At 63.3% G+C, this 15,462-nt stretch carries 16 protein-coding genes and 1 pseudogene; 15 read left to right on the top strand and 2 right to left on the bottom strand.

Going from position 1 to position 15,462, the window contains the following annotated elements; all coding sequences use genetic code 11:
- The 4 genes from GUV69_RS21870 to GUV69_RS21855 all read left to right on the top strand — a co-directional run bounded on the left by GUV69_RS21870 (position 1) and on the right by GUV69_RS21855 (position 2,726).
- Positions 1 to 501: a hypothetical protein gene (locus GUV69_RS21870; protein WP_244292943.1), complete on the top strand. Its 501-nt coding sequence runs from the start codon at positions 1 to 3 to the stop codon at positions 499 to 501.
- Positions 498 to 1,499 (top strand): hypothetical protein, encoded by a 1,002-nt coding sequence (locus tag GUV69_RS21865; RefSeq protein WP_164206915.1) that lies wholly within the window; start codon positions 498 to 500, stop codon positions 1,497 to 1,499. Before GUV69_RS21870 ends, GUV69_RS21865 begins: the two co-directional genes overlap by 4 nt.
- A complete protein-coding gene (locus GUV69_RS21860; RefSeq protein WP_244292941.1) occupies positions 1,496 to 2,122 on the top strand; it encodes a phosphatase PAP2 family protein in 627 nt (208 codons plus the stop codon). The genes GUV69_RS21865 and GUV69_RS21860 overlap by 4 nt, the downstream gene beginning before the upstream one ends.
- A 148-nt stretch (positions 2,123 to 2,270) precedes the next feature.
- Positions 2,271 to 2,726 carry a hypothetical protein gene (locus tag GUV69_RS21855; protein WP_164206913.1) on the top strand — a complete coding sequence of 152 codons (456 nt, stop codon included), beginning with the start codon at positions 2,271 to 2,273 and terminating at the stop codon, positions 2,724 to 2,726.
- A 264-nt stretch (positions 2,727 to 2,990) separates the two neighbouring features.
- Here the strand turns inward: GUV69_RS21855 and GUV69_RS21850 are convergent, their stop codons facing one another.
- Positions 2,991 to 3,317 carry an ArsR family transcriptional regulator gene (locus GUV69_RS21850; RefSeq protein WP_164206910.1) on the bottom strand — a complete coding sequence of 109 codons (327 nt, stop codon included), beginning with the start codon at positions 3,315 to 3,317 and terminating at the stop codon, positions 2,991 to 2,993.
- Between the two features lie 128 nt (positions 3,318 to 3,445).
- Here GUV69_RS21850 and GUV69_RS21845 point away from each other — a divergent pair, with 128 nt between their 5' ends.
- From GUV69_RS21845 to GUV69_RS21795, 11 genes and pseudogenes are all read left to right on the top strand, one after another.
- Positions 3,446 to 4,522 carry a CHAP domain-containing protein gene (locus GUV69_RS21845; RefSeq protein ID WP_164206908.1) on the top strand — a complete coding sequence of 359 codons (1,077 nt, stop codon included), beginning with the start codon at positions 3,446 to 3,448 and terminating at the stop codon, positions 4,520 to 4,522.
- Positions 4,519 to 5,034, top strand: coding sequence for a hypothetical protein (locus GUV69_RS21840; protein WP_164206906.1), 516 nt, complete (start codon positions 4,519 to 4,521; stop codon positions 5,032 to 5,034). Before GUV69_RS21845 ends, GUV69_RS21840 begins: the two co-directional genes overlap by 4 nt.
- A gap of 41 nt (positions 5,035 to 5,075) precedes the next feature.
- Positions 5,076 to 6,581, top strand: coding sequence for a ParA family protein (locus tag GUV69_RS21835; protein WP_164206904.1), 1,506 nt, complete (start codon positions 5,076 to 5,078; stop codon positions 6,579 to 6,581).
- 33 nt (positions 6,582 to 6,614) lie between these two features.
- Positions 6,615 to 7,226: a DUF6668 family protein gene (locus tag GUV69_RS21830; protein ID WP_164206902.1), complete on the top strand. Its 612-nt coding sequence runs from the start codon at positions 6,615 to 6,617 to the stop codon at positions 7,224 to 7,226.
- Positions 7,227 to 7,237: 11 nt separating this feature from the next.
- Complete coding sequence (locus GUV69_RS21825) at positions 7,238 to 7,504, top strand: hypothetical protein (protein WP_164206899.1); 267 nt, start codon at positions 7,238 to 7,240, stop codon at positions 7,502 to 7,504.
- Positions 7,505 to 7,531: 27 nt separating this feature from the next.
- Positions 7,532 to 8,286 (top strand): annotated as a pseudogene (locus GUV69_RS23715) (DUF8175 domain-containg protein).
- Between the two features lies 1 nt (position 8,287).
- Positions 8,288 to 9,559: a TrbL/VirB6 family protein gene (locus tag GUV69_RS21815; protein ID WP_164206897.1), complete on the top strand. Its 1,272-nt coding sequence runs from the start codon at positions 8,288 to 8,290 to the stop codon at positions 9,557 to 9,559.
- On the top strand, positions 9,546 to 11,054 hold the full coding sequence (locus tag GUV69_RS21810; protein ID WP_164206895.1) for an SCO6880 family protein: 1,509 nt from the start codon (positions 9,546 to 9,548) through the stop codon (positions 11,052 to 11,054). The genes GUV69_RS21815 and GUV69_RS21810 overlap by 14 nt, the downstream gene beginning before the upstream one ends.
- A 27-nt stretch (positions 11,055 to 11,081) precedes the next feature.
- Complete coding sequence (locus GUV69_RS21805) at positions 11,082 to 12,650, top strand: helicase HerA domain-containing protein (protein WP_431197136.1); 1,569 nt, start codon at positions 11,082 to 11,084, stop codon at positions 12,648 to 12,650.
- The gene (locus GUV69_RS21800) at positions 12,647 to 14,416 is read left to right on the top strand and encodes a type IV secretory system conjugative DNA transfer family protein (protein ID WP_164206891.1); all 1,770 of its coding nucleotides are present in this window, start codon (positions 12,647 to 12,649) and stop codon (positions 14,414 to 14,416) included. The genes GUV69_RS21805 and GUV69_RS21800 overlap by 4 nt, the downstream gene beginning before the upstream one ends.
- Positions 14,417 to 14,427: 11 nt before the next feature.
- Positions 14,428 to 14,868 (top strand): DUF4913 domain-containing protein, encoded by a 441-nt coding sequence (locus GUV69_RS21795; RefSeq protein ID WP_164206889.1) that lies wholly within the window; start codon positions 14,428 to 14,430, stop codon positions 14,866 to 14,868.
- A gap of 90 nt (positions 14,869 to 14,958) precedes the next feature.
- Here GUV69_RS21795 and GUV69_RS21790 read toward each other — a convergent pair whose 3' ends face one another.
- Positions 14,959 to 15,291 (bottom strand): histone-like nucleoid-structuring protein Lsr2, encoded by a 333-nt coding sequence (locus tag GUV69_RS21790; protein ID WP_164206887.1) that lies wholly within the window; start codon positions 15,289 to 15,291, stop codon positions 14,959 to 14,961.
- Between the last annotated feature and the right edge of the window lie 171 nt (positions 15,292 to 15,462).

Here is a 15,462-nt window from a genome sequence, read left to right as displayed (position 1 = left end):
GTGGATTACTGGAGCCGATTGGATATGCAACAGGCCGCACTGACCGCGGACGTCATCGAGACTTTGCATCTACCGGCGTACCCGGACTTGGGCGACGTGGTGACTGCAGTTGAAGAGAAGTACGGTAAACGTCTGGTCTTCGAGGAATGCACACTGGACAGCCTTGGGGAACGCGTCACCGGCCAGTGGATCGATACTCCGACGCATGGCCTTGTCCGTTACCGTCAGGGCGGAAAGGCGTGGAGCGTTCACGTCGTGTTGCATGAACTCAGCCACATCCTCTTGGGCCATAAGGGAAAGCCACTCGACGGGCTGATCGCAGGGGCCTTCTTTTCCGGTATTGGTAAGCGGAACGGTGTGAGCTGGATGTGCCGTGCGGTAGACGTTCCCCTGGACGAAGCCGAAGCTGCGGCCGAGAACTTGGCCTACGGCCTGGCGCGGGCGCTGTACGCTACACCCGAGAAGGAGTCCACGAAAGCCGAGCGAGTGTTCGGCCTATGATCTCTGCTGCCTTCTGGATCTTGTCAACGGTATTTATCTTCCGCCTGTACTTTGTAGCCCGTTGGGGATCCTCAACGGCCTTTCTTGGCGCCATCGGGATCGGTACCCTCGGCCTCTTTTCTACAGGTGTCATCGTGCCCGAAGAAACTCTCGATGCGGCACTTGGCGGCGTTAATCTCCTTCACCTTGTTCGCAATTTGTGTGTCACAGGCGCCGTCTGGCTTGTTCGCGAGGGAATCTTCGCGGCCTACTCACCGGATGATAAGTATCGAGTCCGCTTCAGCCACCGACCTATCGCTGCCGGTCTCGCCGCTCTTGCCATCAGCGCTCCATTCTTGTCCCAGCAGTTCGTTCCGACGACCCTAAGCTACGTGCCGGAGAATGTCGGGCAGATGCCGGTTTTCATCTATGCCAGCGTCTACATGGGCATTTTGGCATTGTTGGCGGTGTCCGTGCTTCGAATATGCCTCCGGACTCAGGAAAGCCTCCCTGTCCGAGTGAGTTCACGAGTTGTCGCATCCGGCATGGCCTTGGTCGCACTCGCGTCGGTCGAAGAGATCGCATACATGACCACTCTGCACCTTGATGTGGGCGGCACGTCACTTCACCAGATCTTGTACGTCTTGTTCAATCCGCTGTTTTACGGTGGGGTTCTACTCACGTCTCTCGGCTTGGGGATCCCCCCGCTTGTTAGGGCGTGGCGCCAGCTGCAGTTTTGGGACCGCGCCGCCTTGGTCTTTCTTACAGTCACCGCGGGCAGAGCATGTTGGGGTCTATCCCGGACAGCTTGGCTGGCGAGCATCGTGAGCAGCTTCTATGCGAAGGATCCCTCCGCACGCCTGTATGAGTACGTTATCCGCTCCAGCGACCACAAGGTCGCTCTCTCCGACCGATCCATACCCCTGCTTGCCGACCGTGTCCTAGACGCAGTCCAAGCCCGATTTGATGGCGGTGTCGGTTCTCTGGAATCTGTGCTGCCGGTAAAGGCCCCTCAGTGACAGCAGAAATCATTACCCGTTCCACCGAAGAGAGGTCCTCATCAGCCATTGGGCGTGTGGCCAGGTCCGCAACTGAGGTCGCGCAGCCGCCACTGGTGTTGTCCCTCCTGCTGATTTTGGCTTCTCTGCTGAGTGACCAGTGGGTGGTCTCTATCTGGTCGGGCATTATCGCCGCGCTTTTCATCTGTCTGGTGCCTTTTGCTGTCGTACTGTTGCTGGCCAAGAGGGGGCAGCTGACTGACCATCATGTTGGAGACAAGAAACAACGCCGACCGGTCATGCTCTGGACTTTGGGATCGTCACTGCTTGGCTGCGCCATCCTCTCAATCCTGGGGGCACCCCAATCAGTCTGGGGCCTAATTGGCGGGATTCTCTGCGGGATTGTGGCACTCATTTTGGTGAGTCCGATCTGGAAGATTTCGGGGCATGCAATGACACTGGGCGGCGCGACCGTGTCAGCTGCATTGATGTTCGGCTGGCTGGGGCTTCCGTTCGTTGTGGCGGCCCCGCTTGTCTGCTGGTCCAGGGTCTATCTCCGGGACCACTCAGCTCCTCAGGTCATTGCCGGGTTCATAACCGGCGTCATCGCTTTCGGAGCCTCATATACTCTCATTGTCGGCTGATTTTCATGTGGCATCTCACGAAGCCGCCAAGGCCTAACAAGAGGCCTCAACGATGACGGAATTAAAGGGGGGCTGTGACTTCGCTACTAATGGCAGGCCGCTGCCCTCGGGGTGTGGCCGCCCTCGCTGGCCGGGAGCAGGATCACGCGTGAATTCGAATGACAAACCTATAGATCCTCGCAGCGATAAAGAGGTTCTCGCATCGAAAATCCAGCTTCTTCTGGACATCGTTCATGCCAAGGACGCCGACAGCTTCACCTACGAAGATGTTCGACAGGGCCTGGCGGAGCAGGGGCTCACGCTCACAAGAACGCGCTGGCATCGGCTGCTGGCCGGCTCTCCTGATAACCGCTGGGATCCGGCGCTACTGAAGGCACTGGCGTACTTCTTTGACGTTGACGAGAACTACCTGCTTCAACGCAGCGGTCCCATCCCGGAGCGGGTGGAGGCCGAACTCCGACTGATAGAGGCTTACCGCATTGCCGAGGTAGAGCACTTCGCGGCGCGGGTTCTGGGCGAAGTGAACGTGGATGCTCTTCGTGCCGTGACTGAAGCTCTCCGAAACCTTCCACCCAGACCCGAGAAAAAAAGTCCTCCTAACTGAAAAATTTTCACTACTGAATTTTTTTCAGTAGACTTGGAGCATGACATGCTCCAAGCGCCCACCACGGCCTGACCATGCACATTGAGTGGCATCTCAGGTGTAGGCCCTACGACAGGCTTGGGGGGTAGTAGGGGCTACGCACGCGCAGAGTCCGCACCTCAGATGTGCGCTCACGCCGCCGCCCCCGAATGCTCAACTCTCGATACTCCCGCCTGTGCGAAAAATCTCGGCGTGCGCTTCATCGTCGCGTGCTGCGGCACTCGCCTATTCTCCCGACAGATATCTCATGTAGACGAGGCCGCGCTCCCGCAGCCTGCCCAGGTCTATCGAGTAGTGAACGCGCTGCCCGTTGCGGACACCGACGTCGCCGGCAGCGGAGACCAGCCCTTCGGCTTCAAGTATCTTGATATGCGCGTAGACCTGCCGGTAGTCCACGCCGATGCGCTTAGCGATACTTCCCGTCGTATCGCCGTCAAGATGCTGGGCCAGATCCCTGATAACAGCCGCACGCAGGGCGTTGGCGTTGAACACATTCAAAGCCCGTGCAGCCTCTTGCGGCTGCCCGGGGAGTGGCTTGTAGGTGCGGGGCATTCGTCAATTCTTACCCACCGCCACACCCTCATGAAGCACCAACATATTTTTGGTGATGCTAGCATCACGTTAAAGATGATGCTTGTGATGGCAGGTGTCCGCCAGGACAGCCGAGAGGGGAAGCGGCCGTGAAGCAAAAAGGACTTTTGATCGGCACTGCGGTTATTGTGCCAACGCTCTTCCTGGGCCTGATCCTGTCGATCCTTCTGCTCTTCGGGCCGACGCCTGCTGCGGCCGGCTGTGGCCCGGCCGTTTCCGTCGTCATGGACGGCAACACCAAGGTCGAGGGCTACACCGAGGAACAGCTGAAAAACGCCGCGGCGATCATGGGCGCCGGTAAGGCACTGGAGTTGTCCGGCAAGGGTCAGATGATCAGCATCATGGTCTCCCTGGGGGAGTCAGGGCTGCGTGTCCTCGACTACGGCGACGGACCGGGCCCGGACTCCCGTGGATTGTTCCAGCAGCGCGACAACGGCGCATGGGGTGCCTACCAGGACCGCATGGACCCGGCCATCAGCGCCACGAATTTCATTAAGGCCCTGCAGGCTGTTGAAGGTTGGGAGCTGTTGGAGCCGACCATCGCCGGTAACAAGGTCCAGCGCAATGCCGACCCTTACCACTACCAGAAGTACTGGCCCGAGGCCGTCAAAATCGTCCAGGCACTCTCGAACGGCAAGTCCGCCCTTGAAGGCGGCGATTGTGCCGTTCCTGGCCAGTCAGGTGCCGGGGATGACTACCCGTGGAAAGACTCTCCTACCTGGTTGCAGGTCGGCGCAGGCTCAGCAGCCGCGTCACCGCTGGGAATGTTCTACCGCGAGTGTGTGGATTTCGCGCTGTGGCGGGTGAACCAGCAGATGGGTTCCACCAGCGCCCCGTTCAAGGTCCTCAACGGCACCTTCCGCCCGGACGGGCAGGGCCTCGGTTCGGCCCTGACCTGGAAGAGCGGCTGGGACGCCAAGGGCTGGCCCACCGGCGGGACCCCCCGCGTCGGTGCGGTCGTCTGGTACGCGCCCGGTGCCGGGGGAGCGGACCCGAAGTTCGGCCACGTTGCCGTGGTCAAAGAAGTCAGGGATGACGGGACCTTCGTCGAGGAGGGCTACAACGGCAACCCGCCCCCGGATGACCACACCTACTACACCCGGACCGTCAGCAACAACGTCCCGTCAGCCTTCCTGTACCTGCCCACCCAAGAGGAGAAGAAGTGAAAAAGCCCCTGGCCCTGCTCGCCGCGGTCCTGCTCTGCGCGGCGTGCGCCCCGGCAGCGAACACCACGCCGGCACCGGCAGAATCAACCACCACTACGCCGTCGGCCCCCGTGTCCCTGAGCGCCAACAGCGGCCCCCAGGCACCCGGTGGCACCGTCCCCGCCACTATCGGCATCTCCTGGGATCAGGCCAGCGAGGATCAGGCGGTGGACGTCGCCGAGAAGGCCATGGCTGACTTCGCCCGCCCGGCCGTGGAGGAAAGGCAGTGGGCCAACGATCTTGCCCGCTGGCTGACGCCCCAGGCCACCGCCGACTACTCGGCCGTCGTGGACCCGGCCAACATCCCGGCCAGCCGCGTCACCGGCCCGGCAGCACTGGCAGTCGATGAAGCCAACGGCTACGGAGTCATGGCAGAGGTCCCCACCGACGCCGGGACCTACACCGTGCAGCTGCTCCGCACGGGCAAGGAAGCCGCATGGAAGGTCAACCGCCTCACCCCACCCTTGTCCTAAGCGCCGCACCTCTCCATCTCACACACGTAAGGAAGAAGTTCATGAGTACTACGACATCAACCGAGGTCATGGCCTTTCCGAAGATCAGGGCCATCGTCCGCGACAACGGGACCGCTGAGGTCGTCGTCGCCGGGAATTCCCGCAGCGTTCCTGACGGGGAGTCCCTGCAGGATCTTCGCAACAATGCCCTGGCCCTCGTGGTGGGCGAGGCGCAGACGCTGCAGCGCCCCGTCAGGGTCCAGATCGAGGATCCCGAAGGGCACGGTGAACTGATTGTGCACCCGGACAACAAGATTGAATCTGTCTCCTATGAGGCCCGCCCCGCCCGCCGCCGGGTAGAAGCTCCGGAAACCACGCCCGAGACCGTCGCTCCGACCATGATTGATACCGTCCCGGTTCCTGCACCCGAGCCAGCCGCCCCCGCAGAACCCACTGCGGTCCCGGCCCCTGCCGCGACCGCGGACCTGCAGCCGTGGCCGCCCACCCGGGTCGCGTCCGACATCACCCCCGTGCCGGCCAAGCCGGATCCGCAGACGGCTGCCGCCACAGCAAAACCGCACACCGCCGTTGTCGCTGAGGAGACACCGCCGACCCGGCGGAGTTTGAAGGACACCTCGTTCCTGGTCAGCGCCCCGGTGCTGGAACCGGCCACACAGGGTTGGCGGGGGGCGCTGACGCGCCTGGGGTTCCGGATGGACCCCTCCACCGAAGAGCTCTCCGAGCGGGAGGACATTCGCACCGTGAGCCAGCACTGGCCCGGTCCCCGGACCATTGCCGTGGTCAACCGCAAGGGCGGGGCGAACAAGACGCCCACGGTGGTCATGCTCTCGGCCATCCTTGCCCGTTACAGCGGGGCCGCAACCGTCGCGTGGGACAACAACGAGTCCCAGGGCACCCTGGGGTGGCGGACGGAAAAGGGGTCCCATGACCGGAGCGTCCTGGACCTGATCGATTCCTCGGCCGAACTGCTCTCCCCGGCAACGAACGCGGCAGAAATTGCCAAGTTCGTTCACCACCAGACCGCCGACAAGTTCGATGTCCTGCGCTCGGATGAGAACGAGGAAGGCGACCACGAAGTCACCGCTGAGGAAGTCGACATCGCCCACCAGGTCCTCACCCGTTATTACCGGCTGGTGGTCATGGACTCGGGCAACACCGCACGGGCAGCGAACTGGCGGCGGATGATCGACCACACCAACCAGCTCGTCGTGCCTGTGACAGCCATCGAGGACCGCGCCGAAGCCGCCCGGCTGACGCTGCAGACCTTGGAATCCCGTGATGGACACGACGCCGAGCTCGCCCGCAATGCCGTCGTGATCGTCTCCGAATCCACGGACGCCAAGCGCAGCATGACCGGGGATGCCTTGAAGCGGGCCAAAGATGAGGCGCAGCGGATCGCGGACGGCTTCGAGCCGTTCGTCCGGGCAGTCGTCCGGATTCCCTACGATCCGGCCCTGGTCAACGGCCCCATCCGCTATGAAGCCCTCCAGCCCGCCACGCAGCGGGCGTGGCTGGCTGCGGCGGCCGCCGTCGCCGACGGCTTCTAAGACACTCACCAACGGACTCTGGAAGGAGGAACCATGCAACAGTCTCTGAACCCTTGGATCACCAAGCCAGCCGCCGACAGCGCGGCACAGGAAGCCCCGGATGCGCACAGGCCGCCGGCGGCCGTCATTAGTTCACCGCTAAGGGGCATGGTTGAACCCGACGCTGCAGACCGCCTGGCACGCCGCACCATGACCGGTTCTGCCGCGTTGTGGATCACCGGCACCCACGGGGGATCCGGCGAAAGCCGAATCGCTGACCTCCTTCACGGGGCACGCGTCACCGATCACTGCTGGCCAGTCCTGCAGGACTGCAGTGAGCCGAGAGTGCTTCTGGTTTGCCGGGCAGATATCCGCGGCGTGACAACCGCCAGGAGTGCACTGACCCAATGGGCCTCCGGCGCCTCACCGGAAGTTGATCTGCTCGGCCTCGCCATCCTCGCGGACGCGCCCGGGAAGACGCCCAAAGCGCTGCGGGACTTCGCCACCATCGTCGGCGGGGGAGCGCCCCGGCTCTGGACCCTGCCCTGGGTAGAGGCCTGGCGCCACGGTGACTCCACAGCCCGACCACCGGCCCGCGAGTACCAACGCTTCATCACTGACATAGCCGCTCTGGCCAACGACACCACACCACGCACCACCCACTGAAAGGTCTCACCATGAACCCCCTCGTACTTGCAGCCAGCGTCATCCCCAACCCCACCCCCACCCTTCCTCCCGAAGCCGACGGGCTGCTCCTGGTCCTGAACTGGGCCTCCGGCATCGGCCTGGTCCTCGGCGTGCTCGGTGTCATCATCGTCGGCATTGGCATGGTGATCCAGCTCCAGCGCGGCGAGGGCGCCCAAGCCATCGGCAAACTCGGCTGGGTCCTGATGGGCTGCATCATCATCACCGGCGCTTCCGGCATCGTCCGCGCCTTCGTCTAAACCAACACCAACAACGGGAGGTTCACCATGAGCCAGTCAACAGAGAGCACCACCGAAAGCAATCCGTTCACCAAACCCGGATTCATCATTGCTGCCGCGCTGGTGGTAGCGCTGATCGCAGCAGCCCTCGTCATCTTCCTGCTTCCTAAGGGACAGGACAACGCACAGCCGGCTCCCGCCCCGGCGGAGCCCAGCAGCACCTCGTCAGCCAGTCCCAGTGCTTCGGCTGCAGCTGGCGCGAGTGTCTGCGGACTGCCCGCCTCGTCGGAGACAGCCCTGGGAACAGCACCGAAGACCAAGTGGGAACTCGTCGGGAAGATGGCGGCACCTACCGATCCCAAGACTTTCGGCCCGGCGTGACGGGCGAGGACGGGTTCCGGTCTTGCTTCGCTAACTCACCCACGGGCGCACTCTACGCCGCCGCCAACATGATCGCCCTTGGCTCATCCGGAACACAGGATGAGCTCAAGCTCGCCGAGAATTTTCTGGTGCCGGGCCCCGGACGTGATGCGGCTATTAAGGCGGCCAAGACGCGGACTTCAACTGCGGGAAGCGGTGAGACCGCTCAGGTCAGCGGCTTCCTAATCAAGTCTTACAGCCCGAGTGAGGCAGACGTCGATCTGGCTATCAAACTCCCGAACGGTGCGCTGGCACATTCAGTTCTTTCGCTTCGATGGGTAGCCGGAGACTGGAAGGTGAAGGCTTCCGATGACGGCCAAATATTCAATGGTGTCGCCCAACTCAGTGATCTGAGCGGATTCATTCTCTGGTCAGGCGTCTGACATGGCTGAGTGCAGTTTGGGGGACATGACGTGCGTCGCCGGCAACGTCGTATCCGACCTAGCCGACGACGCTATGGGCAACATGGCCAACGCCATCTTGGATGGCATGAGCCAGATGGTGACGGCACTGTCTACGTTCTGGGTTTCCATGCCCACGGTGAACCTTGCCAGCGGCGACGGAACGGAACCGAGCCCTGTCGTCGCAATTGTGAACAGCGAATTGATGCCCTGGACGCTGGCTCTGGCGGTCTTCGCCGTCATTCTCGGCGGCATGCGGATGATCTGGGAACAGCGCGGGGCACCGCTGAAAGACCTGCTCCGTTCATTGCTCACGCTCACCCTGGTGTCCGGCCTTGGCCTGGGCGTCATCTCAATTCTGGTAATCGCGGCTGATGCTTTCTCTGCCGCCATCGTCGAGCGTTCGACGGACGGTAAGGGTTTCGCTGAGGCGATGAGCATCCTCGTTATGACCAACCAGACCGGTGTCGGAGTATTTATTCTCATTGTCCTGGGCTTGATTGGCCTGATTGCTTCCCTCGTCCAGATCGTGCTGATGGTGGTCCGCAGCGGCATGCTGGTGATCCTGGCCGGCATCCTGCCCACCACGGCCGCTTTCACGAACACGGAGATGGGAAGGCAGTGGTTTCAGAAGGCAGTTGGTTGGACCATCGCCTTCATTCTCTATAAGCCAGCGGCCGCGATCGTGTACTCGGTCGCATTCCTGCTCATGAGCAACAAAAGTCAGGTCCCCCTGATCGGTTCCATCACGGGTTTCACACTGATGGTCGTTGCCTTGTTCGCACTCCCGGCGTTGATGCGGTTCGTCACGCCGATGGTGGGGGCTGTTGCCTCCGGCGGGGGAGCAGGGGCCGGGGCAGCCGTTGGGGCCATGGCCACCGGTGCTGTGTCCATGGGCCGCAGTGGCAGCGGGAGGGGCAACGCCTCACCGACGCCGGCTACGACGCAGAGCAACCAGCCAGGCGCGTCCCCGAAGGGCAGCGCCGGAACGTCGGGTCCCCGAGTCGGGGGAGGTCAGCCTACACCGGGCGCTACCGGTCCGGGTGGAGCCGCTGGCGCTGCGGCAGCAGGCAAAGCGGGCATGGCAGGGGCCGGGGCAACCGCCGGCACTGCAGGAGCGGCGACTGGGGCAGCAGCAGCTTGGCCGGCCGGGATGGTCGTAGCTGCCGGGGCACAGGTGGCCTCCGGGACGTCGCAGGCAATCGCAAAGACCGCGCAGGATTCAACCGGGGAGGGCCCCAGTGGCAGCAATTAATACCGAATACAAGGAACCGTCCTACGGCAACTGGCGCGTACCGCGCTCAGCCGGTCTGGGCAACCTTGGTGCTATCGGCACCGGGATTGTCATGGCCGGGCTGTTGCTGGGCATCATCAGCTTCGCCATCTGGGGCCTCTTTGTTGGTCTTGGTGTGCTGGCCATTGCCGGGGCCTGTGCCTTGTTGCTGACGGTCAAGGACAAGCACGGCCAGTCCGTCGTGGACCGCTTCGGAACCCGGATGAGCTTTCGGCTCGCCACGTCCTCCGGAACGAACCTCTACCGTTCCGGGCCCCTGGGTGTGACGGAGTGGGGCATGTACCAGCTACCCGGGCTGGCGGCGAAGTCGACCCTGTACGAGTTCACCGACTCCTACAAGCGCCCGTTCGCCCTCCTGCATTTCCCAACCACCAGCCACTTCACCGTGATCTTCTCCACCGAACCTGACGGAGCCTCCCTGGTTGACCCTGAACAGGTCGACGCGTGGGTGGCGAACTGGGGCGGCTGGCTCGCCGGCCTCGCCGATGAAGCTGGCCTCGACGCCGCAGCCGTGACGGTCGAGACCGCCCCCGATTCCGGCTACCGGCTGCGGAATGAAGTGGAAATGAACATCGACCCCAACGCCCCGGCATTCGCCCAGGCCATTCTGCGCGAGGTCGTGGACACCTACCCGGAAGGATCGGCCACGGTCCGCGCCTGGGTGTCCCTGACATTCAACGCCTCCCTGCGGGTCGGGTCGAAGAAGCGCACACCCGAAGATGTTGCCCGCGACCTCGCTTCACGGATCCCGGGTCTGTCGGCCCGGTTGCAGTCCACGGGCGCCGGTATTGCCCGGCCGATGTCGGCGCAGGAACTCTGCGAAGTCGTCCGGGTCGCCTACGACCCGCCCGCTGCTTTGATCATTGATGAAGCGCACGCCGCCGGTTCTCCGGTGTCCCTGACCTGGGGTGAGGTCGGTCCCACCGCGACGCAGGCAAGCTGGGACGATTACCGGCACGACAGCGCCTTCTCCGCTTCGTGGACGATGACCGGTGCCCCGCGTGGGTCTGTGAACTCCTCGGTCCTGTCCCGGTTGCTGGCCCCGCACGGGGACGTTGACCGGAAGCGGATCTCGCTGCTGTACCGGCCGATGGACTCCGCCCGCGCCGCCGCCGTGGTCGAGCGGGACCAAAACAACGCCAACGTCCGCATCACCTCCGGCAACCGGCCGTCCGCCCGAGCCCTGGTCGATGCCCGCTCCGCCGTGCAGACCGCGCAGGAAGAAGCCCAAGGCGCCGGGCTGGTGAACTTCGGCATGGTCGTCACCGCCACCGTCACCGATAAGGAACGGCTCCCTGATGCGGTCGCGGCCATTGAACAGACCTCCGGTACTGCCCGGGTGCTGTTGCGCCGGGCCTACGGCGCGCAGGACACCGCGTTCGCGGCGTCCCTGCCGCTGGGACTGGTTCTGCCCAAACACAGCATGGTGCCCTCCGAGATCAAGGACGCGCTGTAAATGGCCATTAAAGAGTTTTTGACGTCAATGACCGCAAAGACAGTAAAGCCAGCAAGGAGTGCGCCCACGGGCAAGGGTGGGAAGCAGCCCCGGGAGGCCGGCCCGGGTGCCCGTGGGTGGGCCGGGCGTGGCGGGGGAACGGCCGCGCTCGTTCCGTCCGTTACGGAGTACCGAGGAACGACGGTCCAGGTCTGCGGGCTGTGGCCGTTTTCCTCCGGGGCGTCCTCGCCCATGATCGGGGTTCCGCTGGGACGCCACGAGGAAACCCAGGCCACGGTCTGCTGTGACCCGATCAGCTGGTTCCAACGGGCACGGCTCATTTCCAACCCCTCAGCCTTCATCCTGGGCAAGCCCGGGCTGGGCAAGTCCACACTGGTGCGGCGCATGTTCCTGGGCCTGTCCGCCCAAGGCGTTCACCCACTCATTCTGGGCGACCTCAAGGGCGAGCACATCAAGGCGGTCAAGGCCCTCGGCGGGCAGGTCATTTCCCTCGGCCGCGGCGTGGGCTACCTGAACATTCTTGATCCCGGCCAGGCTGTCGAGGTCGCCCAGCTCCTCGAGGCGAACGGCCACCGTGAGGCCGCCACCCGGGTCCGGGCTGACGCGCACGGCCGCCGCCTGAACATGGTCGTCTCCCTCATCACGATCAGCCGGAACAACCCGCCCACCGACCAGGAACAGACGATCCTGGACCGGGCGCTGCGGGTCCTCGATGACCGGTACGAGGGCATCCCGGTCCTGAAAGACCTCCTGGACGTCATTGTCTCCGCACCGGACGAACTGCGGCAGGTCGCACTGGACCGCGGCGACATGAACGTTTACCTGCAGGAGACACGCGCGCTGGAAGCAACCCTGCTGGGCCTGACCGGGGGAGGGAAACTGGGAGAAATCTTCTCCCAACAGACCACCAACCCCATGAAACGGGACCGCGCCGTGGTCTTCGATGTCTCCAGCATCGACGAGACCGAAACCGACCTGCAGGCCGCCGTGCTGCTCGCGTGCTGGTCCTACGGATTCGGCACCGTCAACGTCGCCAACGCCCTGGCCGACGCGGGCCTGGAACCGCGCAGGAACTACTTCGTCGTCCTGGACGAACTGTGGCGGGCGCTGCGCTCCGGCAAAGGAATGGTCGACCGGGTGGACGCCCTCACCCGGCTCAACCGCTCCGTAGGCGTCGGGCAGATCATGATCTCCCACACCATGTCCGACCTGCTCGCCCTCCCAGCCGAAGAGGACCGGATGAAGGCCCGCGGCTTCGTCGAACGCTCCGGCATGGTCATCTGCGGCGGATTGCCCGCCTCGGAAATGCCCCTCCTGACCGCAGCCATACCCCTCTCCCGGCAGGAACAGCAGAAACTCATCTCCTGGCAGGACCCACCCGCCTGGGACTCACGCGGGCTCGACGTAGAACCCCCCGGACGGGGGAAGTTCCTCATCAAGGTCGGCGGCCGCCCCGGCATCCCCGTCCAGATCGGGCTGACCTCCATCGAGAAGACCGACGGCCTGAACGACACCGACACCCGCTGGCACGAACCCGCCGTAACACTCATGGACCCGGCAGCCCCTGCGCTGCCCACCGAAGGAGGAACACTGTGAGTGCACCAAACCGCAAAGGAATGGGCCTCGAGGACGCCCTGCTGGTCTGGCTGGCCATCGGCTTCATCATCGTTTTCGGCGGCGGGACCTACGCGGCCGCCCACCTCGGCTCCTGGATGGCCGGCATCGACGCACCACCTGCCCATCCCATCGATCTGGTTGCCGGGCTCGTTAAGGGCCGGGTGCCCTGGCCCACCCAGGCCACTGTCGCCGCAGGCCTCATGGCGGGCCTGATCCTGGCGCTTGCCATCGTCGTGTTGGTGGCCTGGAAACAAGGCGCGTCCAAACGTGCCCGCGTGGACAAGGCCGCCCGCTACCTGGGGCGTGGGAAGTCGCTGGCCGCGTTCTCCGAGAAGGGCGCCAAAGCCACGGCCGAACGTCTCGGTGTGACGGACACCCCCGGAATCATCGTGGGCAAGGTCGTCTCCACCGGCCAGAAGTTCATTCAGCCCTGGGAAGACCTCAGCCTCGACATCTGGGGACCACGCACCGGTAAATCCACCTCCCGTGTCATTCCCGCGATCCTCGACGCACCCGGTGCCGTTGTCTCCACCTCGAACAAGCGCGACGTCGTGGACGGCACCCGCGGCGTCCGCGAGAACACGGCCCCAGTATGGGTCTTCGATCCGCAAAAGATCGCCCAGGAGGAACCGCACTGGTGGTGGAACCCGCTCTCCTACGTCACCGACGAAGAAAAGGCGTACAAACTCACCCAGCACTTCTCGGTCGGTTCACGGGTGCCAGGGTCAAAGCCCGATGCCTACTTCGATCCGAAGGCCGAGGATATTCTCTCCTCGTACTTCCTCGCGGCCGCACTCGGCGGGCTGCCCATCACGCAGGTCTACGTATGGGTGACAGAGCAGGTCAGCCAGGAACCCATTGAAATCCTCAAAGAGCATGACTACGAGCTGCAGTACAAGGGCCTGGAGTCCACGTTGAAGCTGGCCGACAAGCAGCGCGACGGTATTTTCGGCACGGCCGAGAAGATGATTCAGTGCCTCAAGTCCAGGAACACGCTGCGCTGGGTCGCCCCGACAGGCGGCGCAACGGTAGCCACGGATGCCCGCCGGCAGTTCAACCCGCACGCCTTCGCCGCTTCACAGGAGACGATCTACATCCTCTCCAAGGAAGGCGCCGGCTCCGCCGCCCCGCTCACCACGGCGCTGACCGTGGCCATCGCCGAGGCCATGGAAGAACGCGCCGAGCGCAGCGGCGGCCGCCTGACCAAACCTGCACTGTTCGCCCTCGATGAGCTGGCAAACGTGGTCCGCTGGGCCGCCCTCCCGGACCAGTTCAGCCACTACGGCTCCAAGGGCCTGATCGTCATGGGCATCCTGCAGTCATGGTCCCAAGGCGTCGAACTCTGGGGCGAGGCGAACATGCGGAAAATCTGGTCCGCCGCCAACGTCAAGGTCTACGGCGGCGGCGTCGCCGAAGAAGGATTCCTCCGCGCGCTCTCGGACCTCATCGGGGATTACAGCTACACCAACGTCTCCATCTCCTCCGGCAAAACCGGCTCCAGCCGCTCACGCCAAGAGGGCAAGGAACGCATCTTCGATGTCTCCAACCTCGCTGAGTTGGACCGCGGCCGCGCGGTCGTCCTCGCCTCCGGTGCGCCGGCCACGTTGGTCCGCACCATGCCCTGGTACACCGGACCCCACAAAGAAGCCGTAGAGGCATCGATCAAAAAGTACAGCCCGCAGCCCGAAGTTGAGCCAGTTCCGGTCTCGGCCGCGCCGACCGCTAATCCCTGGGTAACCGGGTAGGAGGAGTTGAAATGACCATCGACATCGGCAGATTCAGCGAAGCCCCCAGCACCAGTGCGGACGAGCCTGCCAGCCCGGCAGGGGAGGAGCAAAAGCCGCCGGAACTCGTCTACGGCTCAACCGAAGCATTCCTGCACGAACAGCTGCTGCCCACCTACGTCCGCGACGTCGACGGCCGCGCCGCAAAATGGTGCCTCGAATGGTACTTCCACCCCGAAGCAGTCTCCCGAATAGAAGCCCTGTGGCGAGCCTGGGAACACCTACGACTCGACGGAGCAACCGGCATCAGCGTCTGGTTCAAAGACCACGCAGACCACCACATGAGCGTGCTCCTCGACCCACGCGGACCGTTCTACAAATGCGACATGCAAAAACACCGAGACCCCGAACACCTCGAACCAAAGAAAGCCCCAGCGGGCTGGTTCCCAGACGTGCGGACTATTCCTGTATGAAGAGGTCAGCACAGGATGCAATATCCCGTAAATAAAAAATCAGGGCCGGAAACAGTAATTAATTCCGGCCCCGATTTTGTTTTTACTGGCCTAGTGAGCCGCTTCGTACTTCTCTACGACATCCGCTTGGATACGACCACGTGTATTTACCTGGATGCCGTTCTCAGCCGCCCACAAGCGTACCCCTTTGGCGTCCGGGCCACCCTGCGAGGAGGACCTGGTGCGGGCTGCCGAACGGCCACGTCCGCCAGCTACTTTGCGGCCAGCATTGGCAAAGCGTGCCAGTGCTTCACGCAGTTCGTTCGCATGACCCTCATTGAGGTCAATCTCATATTCAGTACCGTCTAAGGCGAAAGATATCGTTTCCTTAGCTTCCGAGCCATCAATATCATCTTCCAGCAGCACGACTGTCTTTTTTGCCATGAAATAAGGCTAGCAGTCTAATGAACAAGGGGATGCCCTACGCAACAGGAACGCCCCACGCGAGTATCAGAACCATCAAGACAAGGCTTTTAGTACTCGAATTGAATGGGAGTGAGGAAAGGGGCACACGTCGTAACGGCACGCAGAGAACTGAGCAGTCCGCAGTTGGGG

Source organism: [Micrococcus luteus] ATCC 49442 (genome assembly GCF_010367585.1).
GTDB lineage: Bacteria > Actinomycetota > Actinomycetes > Actinomycetales > Micrococcaceae > Arthrobacter > Arthrobacter luteus_A.
Note: the sequence above shows the minus strand (reverse complement) of the source record. Positions and strands in the feature narration are given on the sequence as shown.

Excerpts from the sequence above, each read along its gene's own strand:
- GUV69_RS21865 (WP_164206915.1), top strand. The coding sequence starts at position 498 with ATGATCTCTGCTGCCTTCTGGATCTTGTCAACGGTATTTATCTTCCGC.
- GUV69_RS21850 (WP_164206910.1), bottom strand. The coding sequence starts at position 3,317 with ATGCCCCGCACCTACAAGCCACTCCCCGGGCAGCCGCAAGAGGCTGCA.
- GUV69_RS21835 (WP_164206904.1), top strand. The coding sequence starts at position 5,076 with ATGAGTACTACGACATCAACCGAGGTCATGGCCTTTCCGAAGATCAGG.
- GUV69_RS21830 (WP_164206902.1), top strand. The coding sequence starts at position 6,615 with ATGCAACAGTCTCTGAACCCTTGGATCACCAAGCCAGCCGCCGACAGC.
- GUV69_RS21825 (WP_164206899.1), top strand. The coding sequence starts at position 7,238 with ATGAACCCCCTCGTACTTGCAGCCAGCGTCATCCCCAACCCCACCCCC.
- GUV69_RS21815 (WP_164206897.1), top strand. The coding sequence starts at position 8,288 with ATGGCTGAGTGCAGTTTGGGGGACATGACGTGCGTCGCCGGCAACGTC.
- GUV69_RS21805 (WP_431197136.1), top strand. The coding sequence starts at position 11,082 with ATGACCGCAAAGACAGTAAAGCCAGCAAGGAGTGCGCCCACGGGCAAG.
- GUV69_RS21795 (WP_164206889.1), top strand. The coding sequence starts at position 14,428 with ATGACCATCGACATCGGCAGATTCAGCGAAGCCCCCAGCACCAGTGCG.
- GUV69_RS21790 (WP_164206887.1), bottom strand. The coding sequence starts at position 15,291 with ATGGCAAAAAAGACAGTCGTGCTGCTGGAAGATGATATTGATGGCTCG.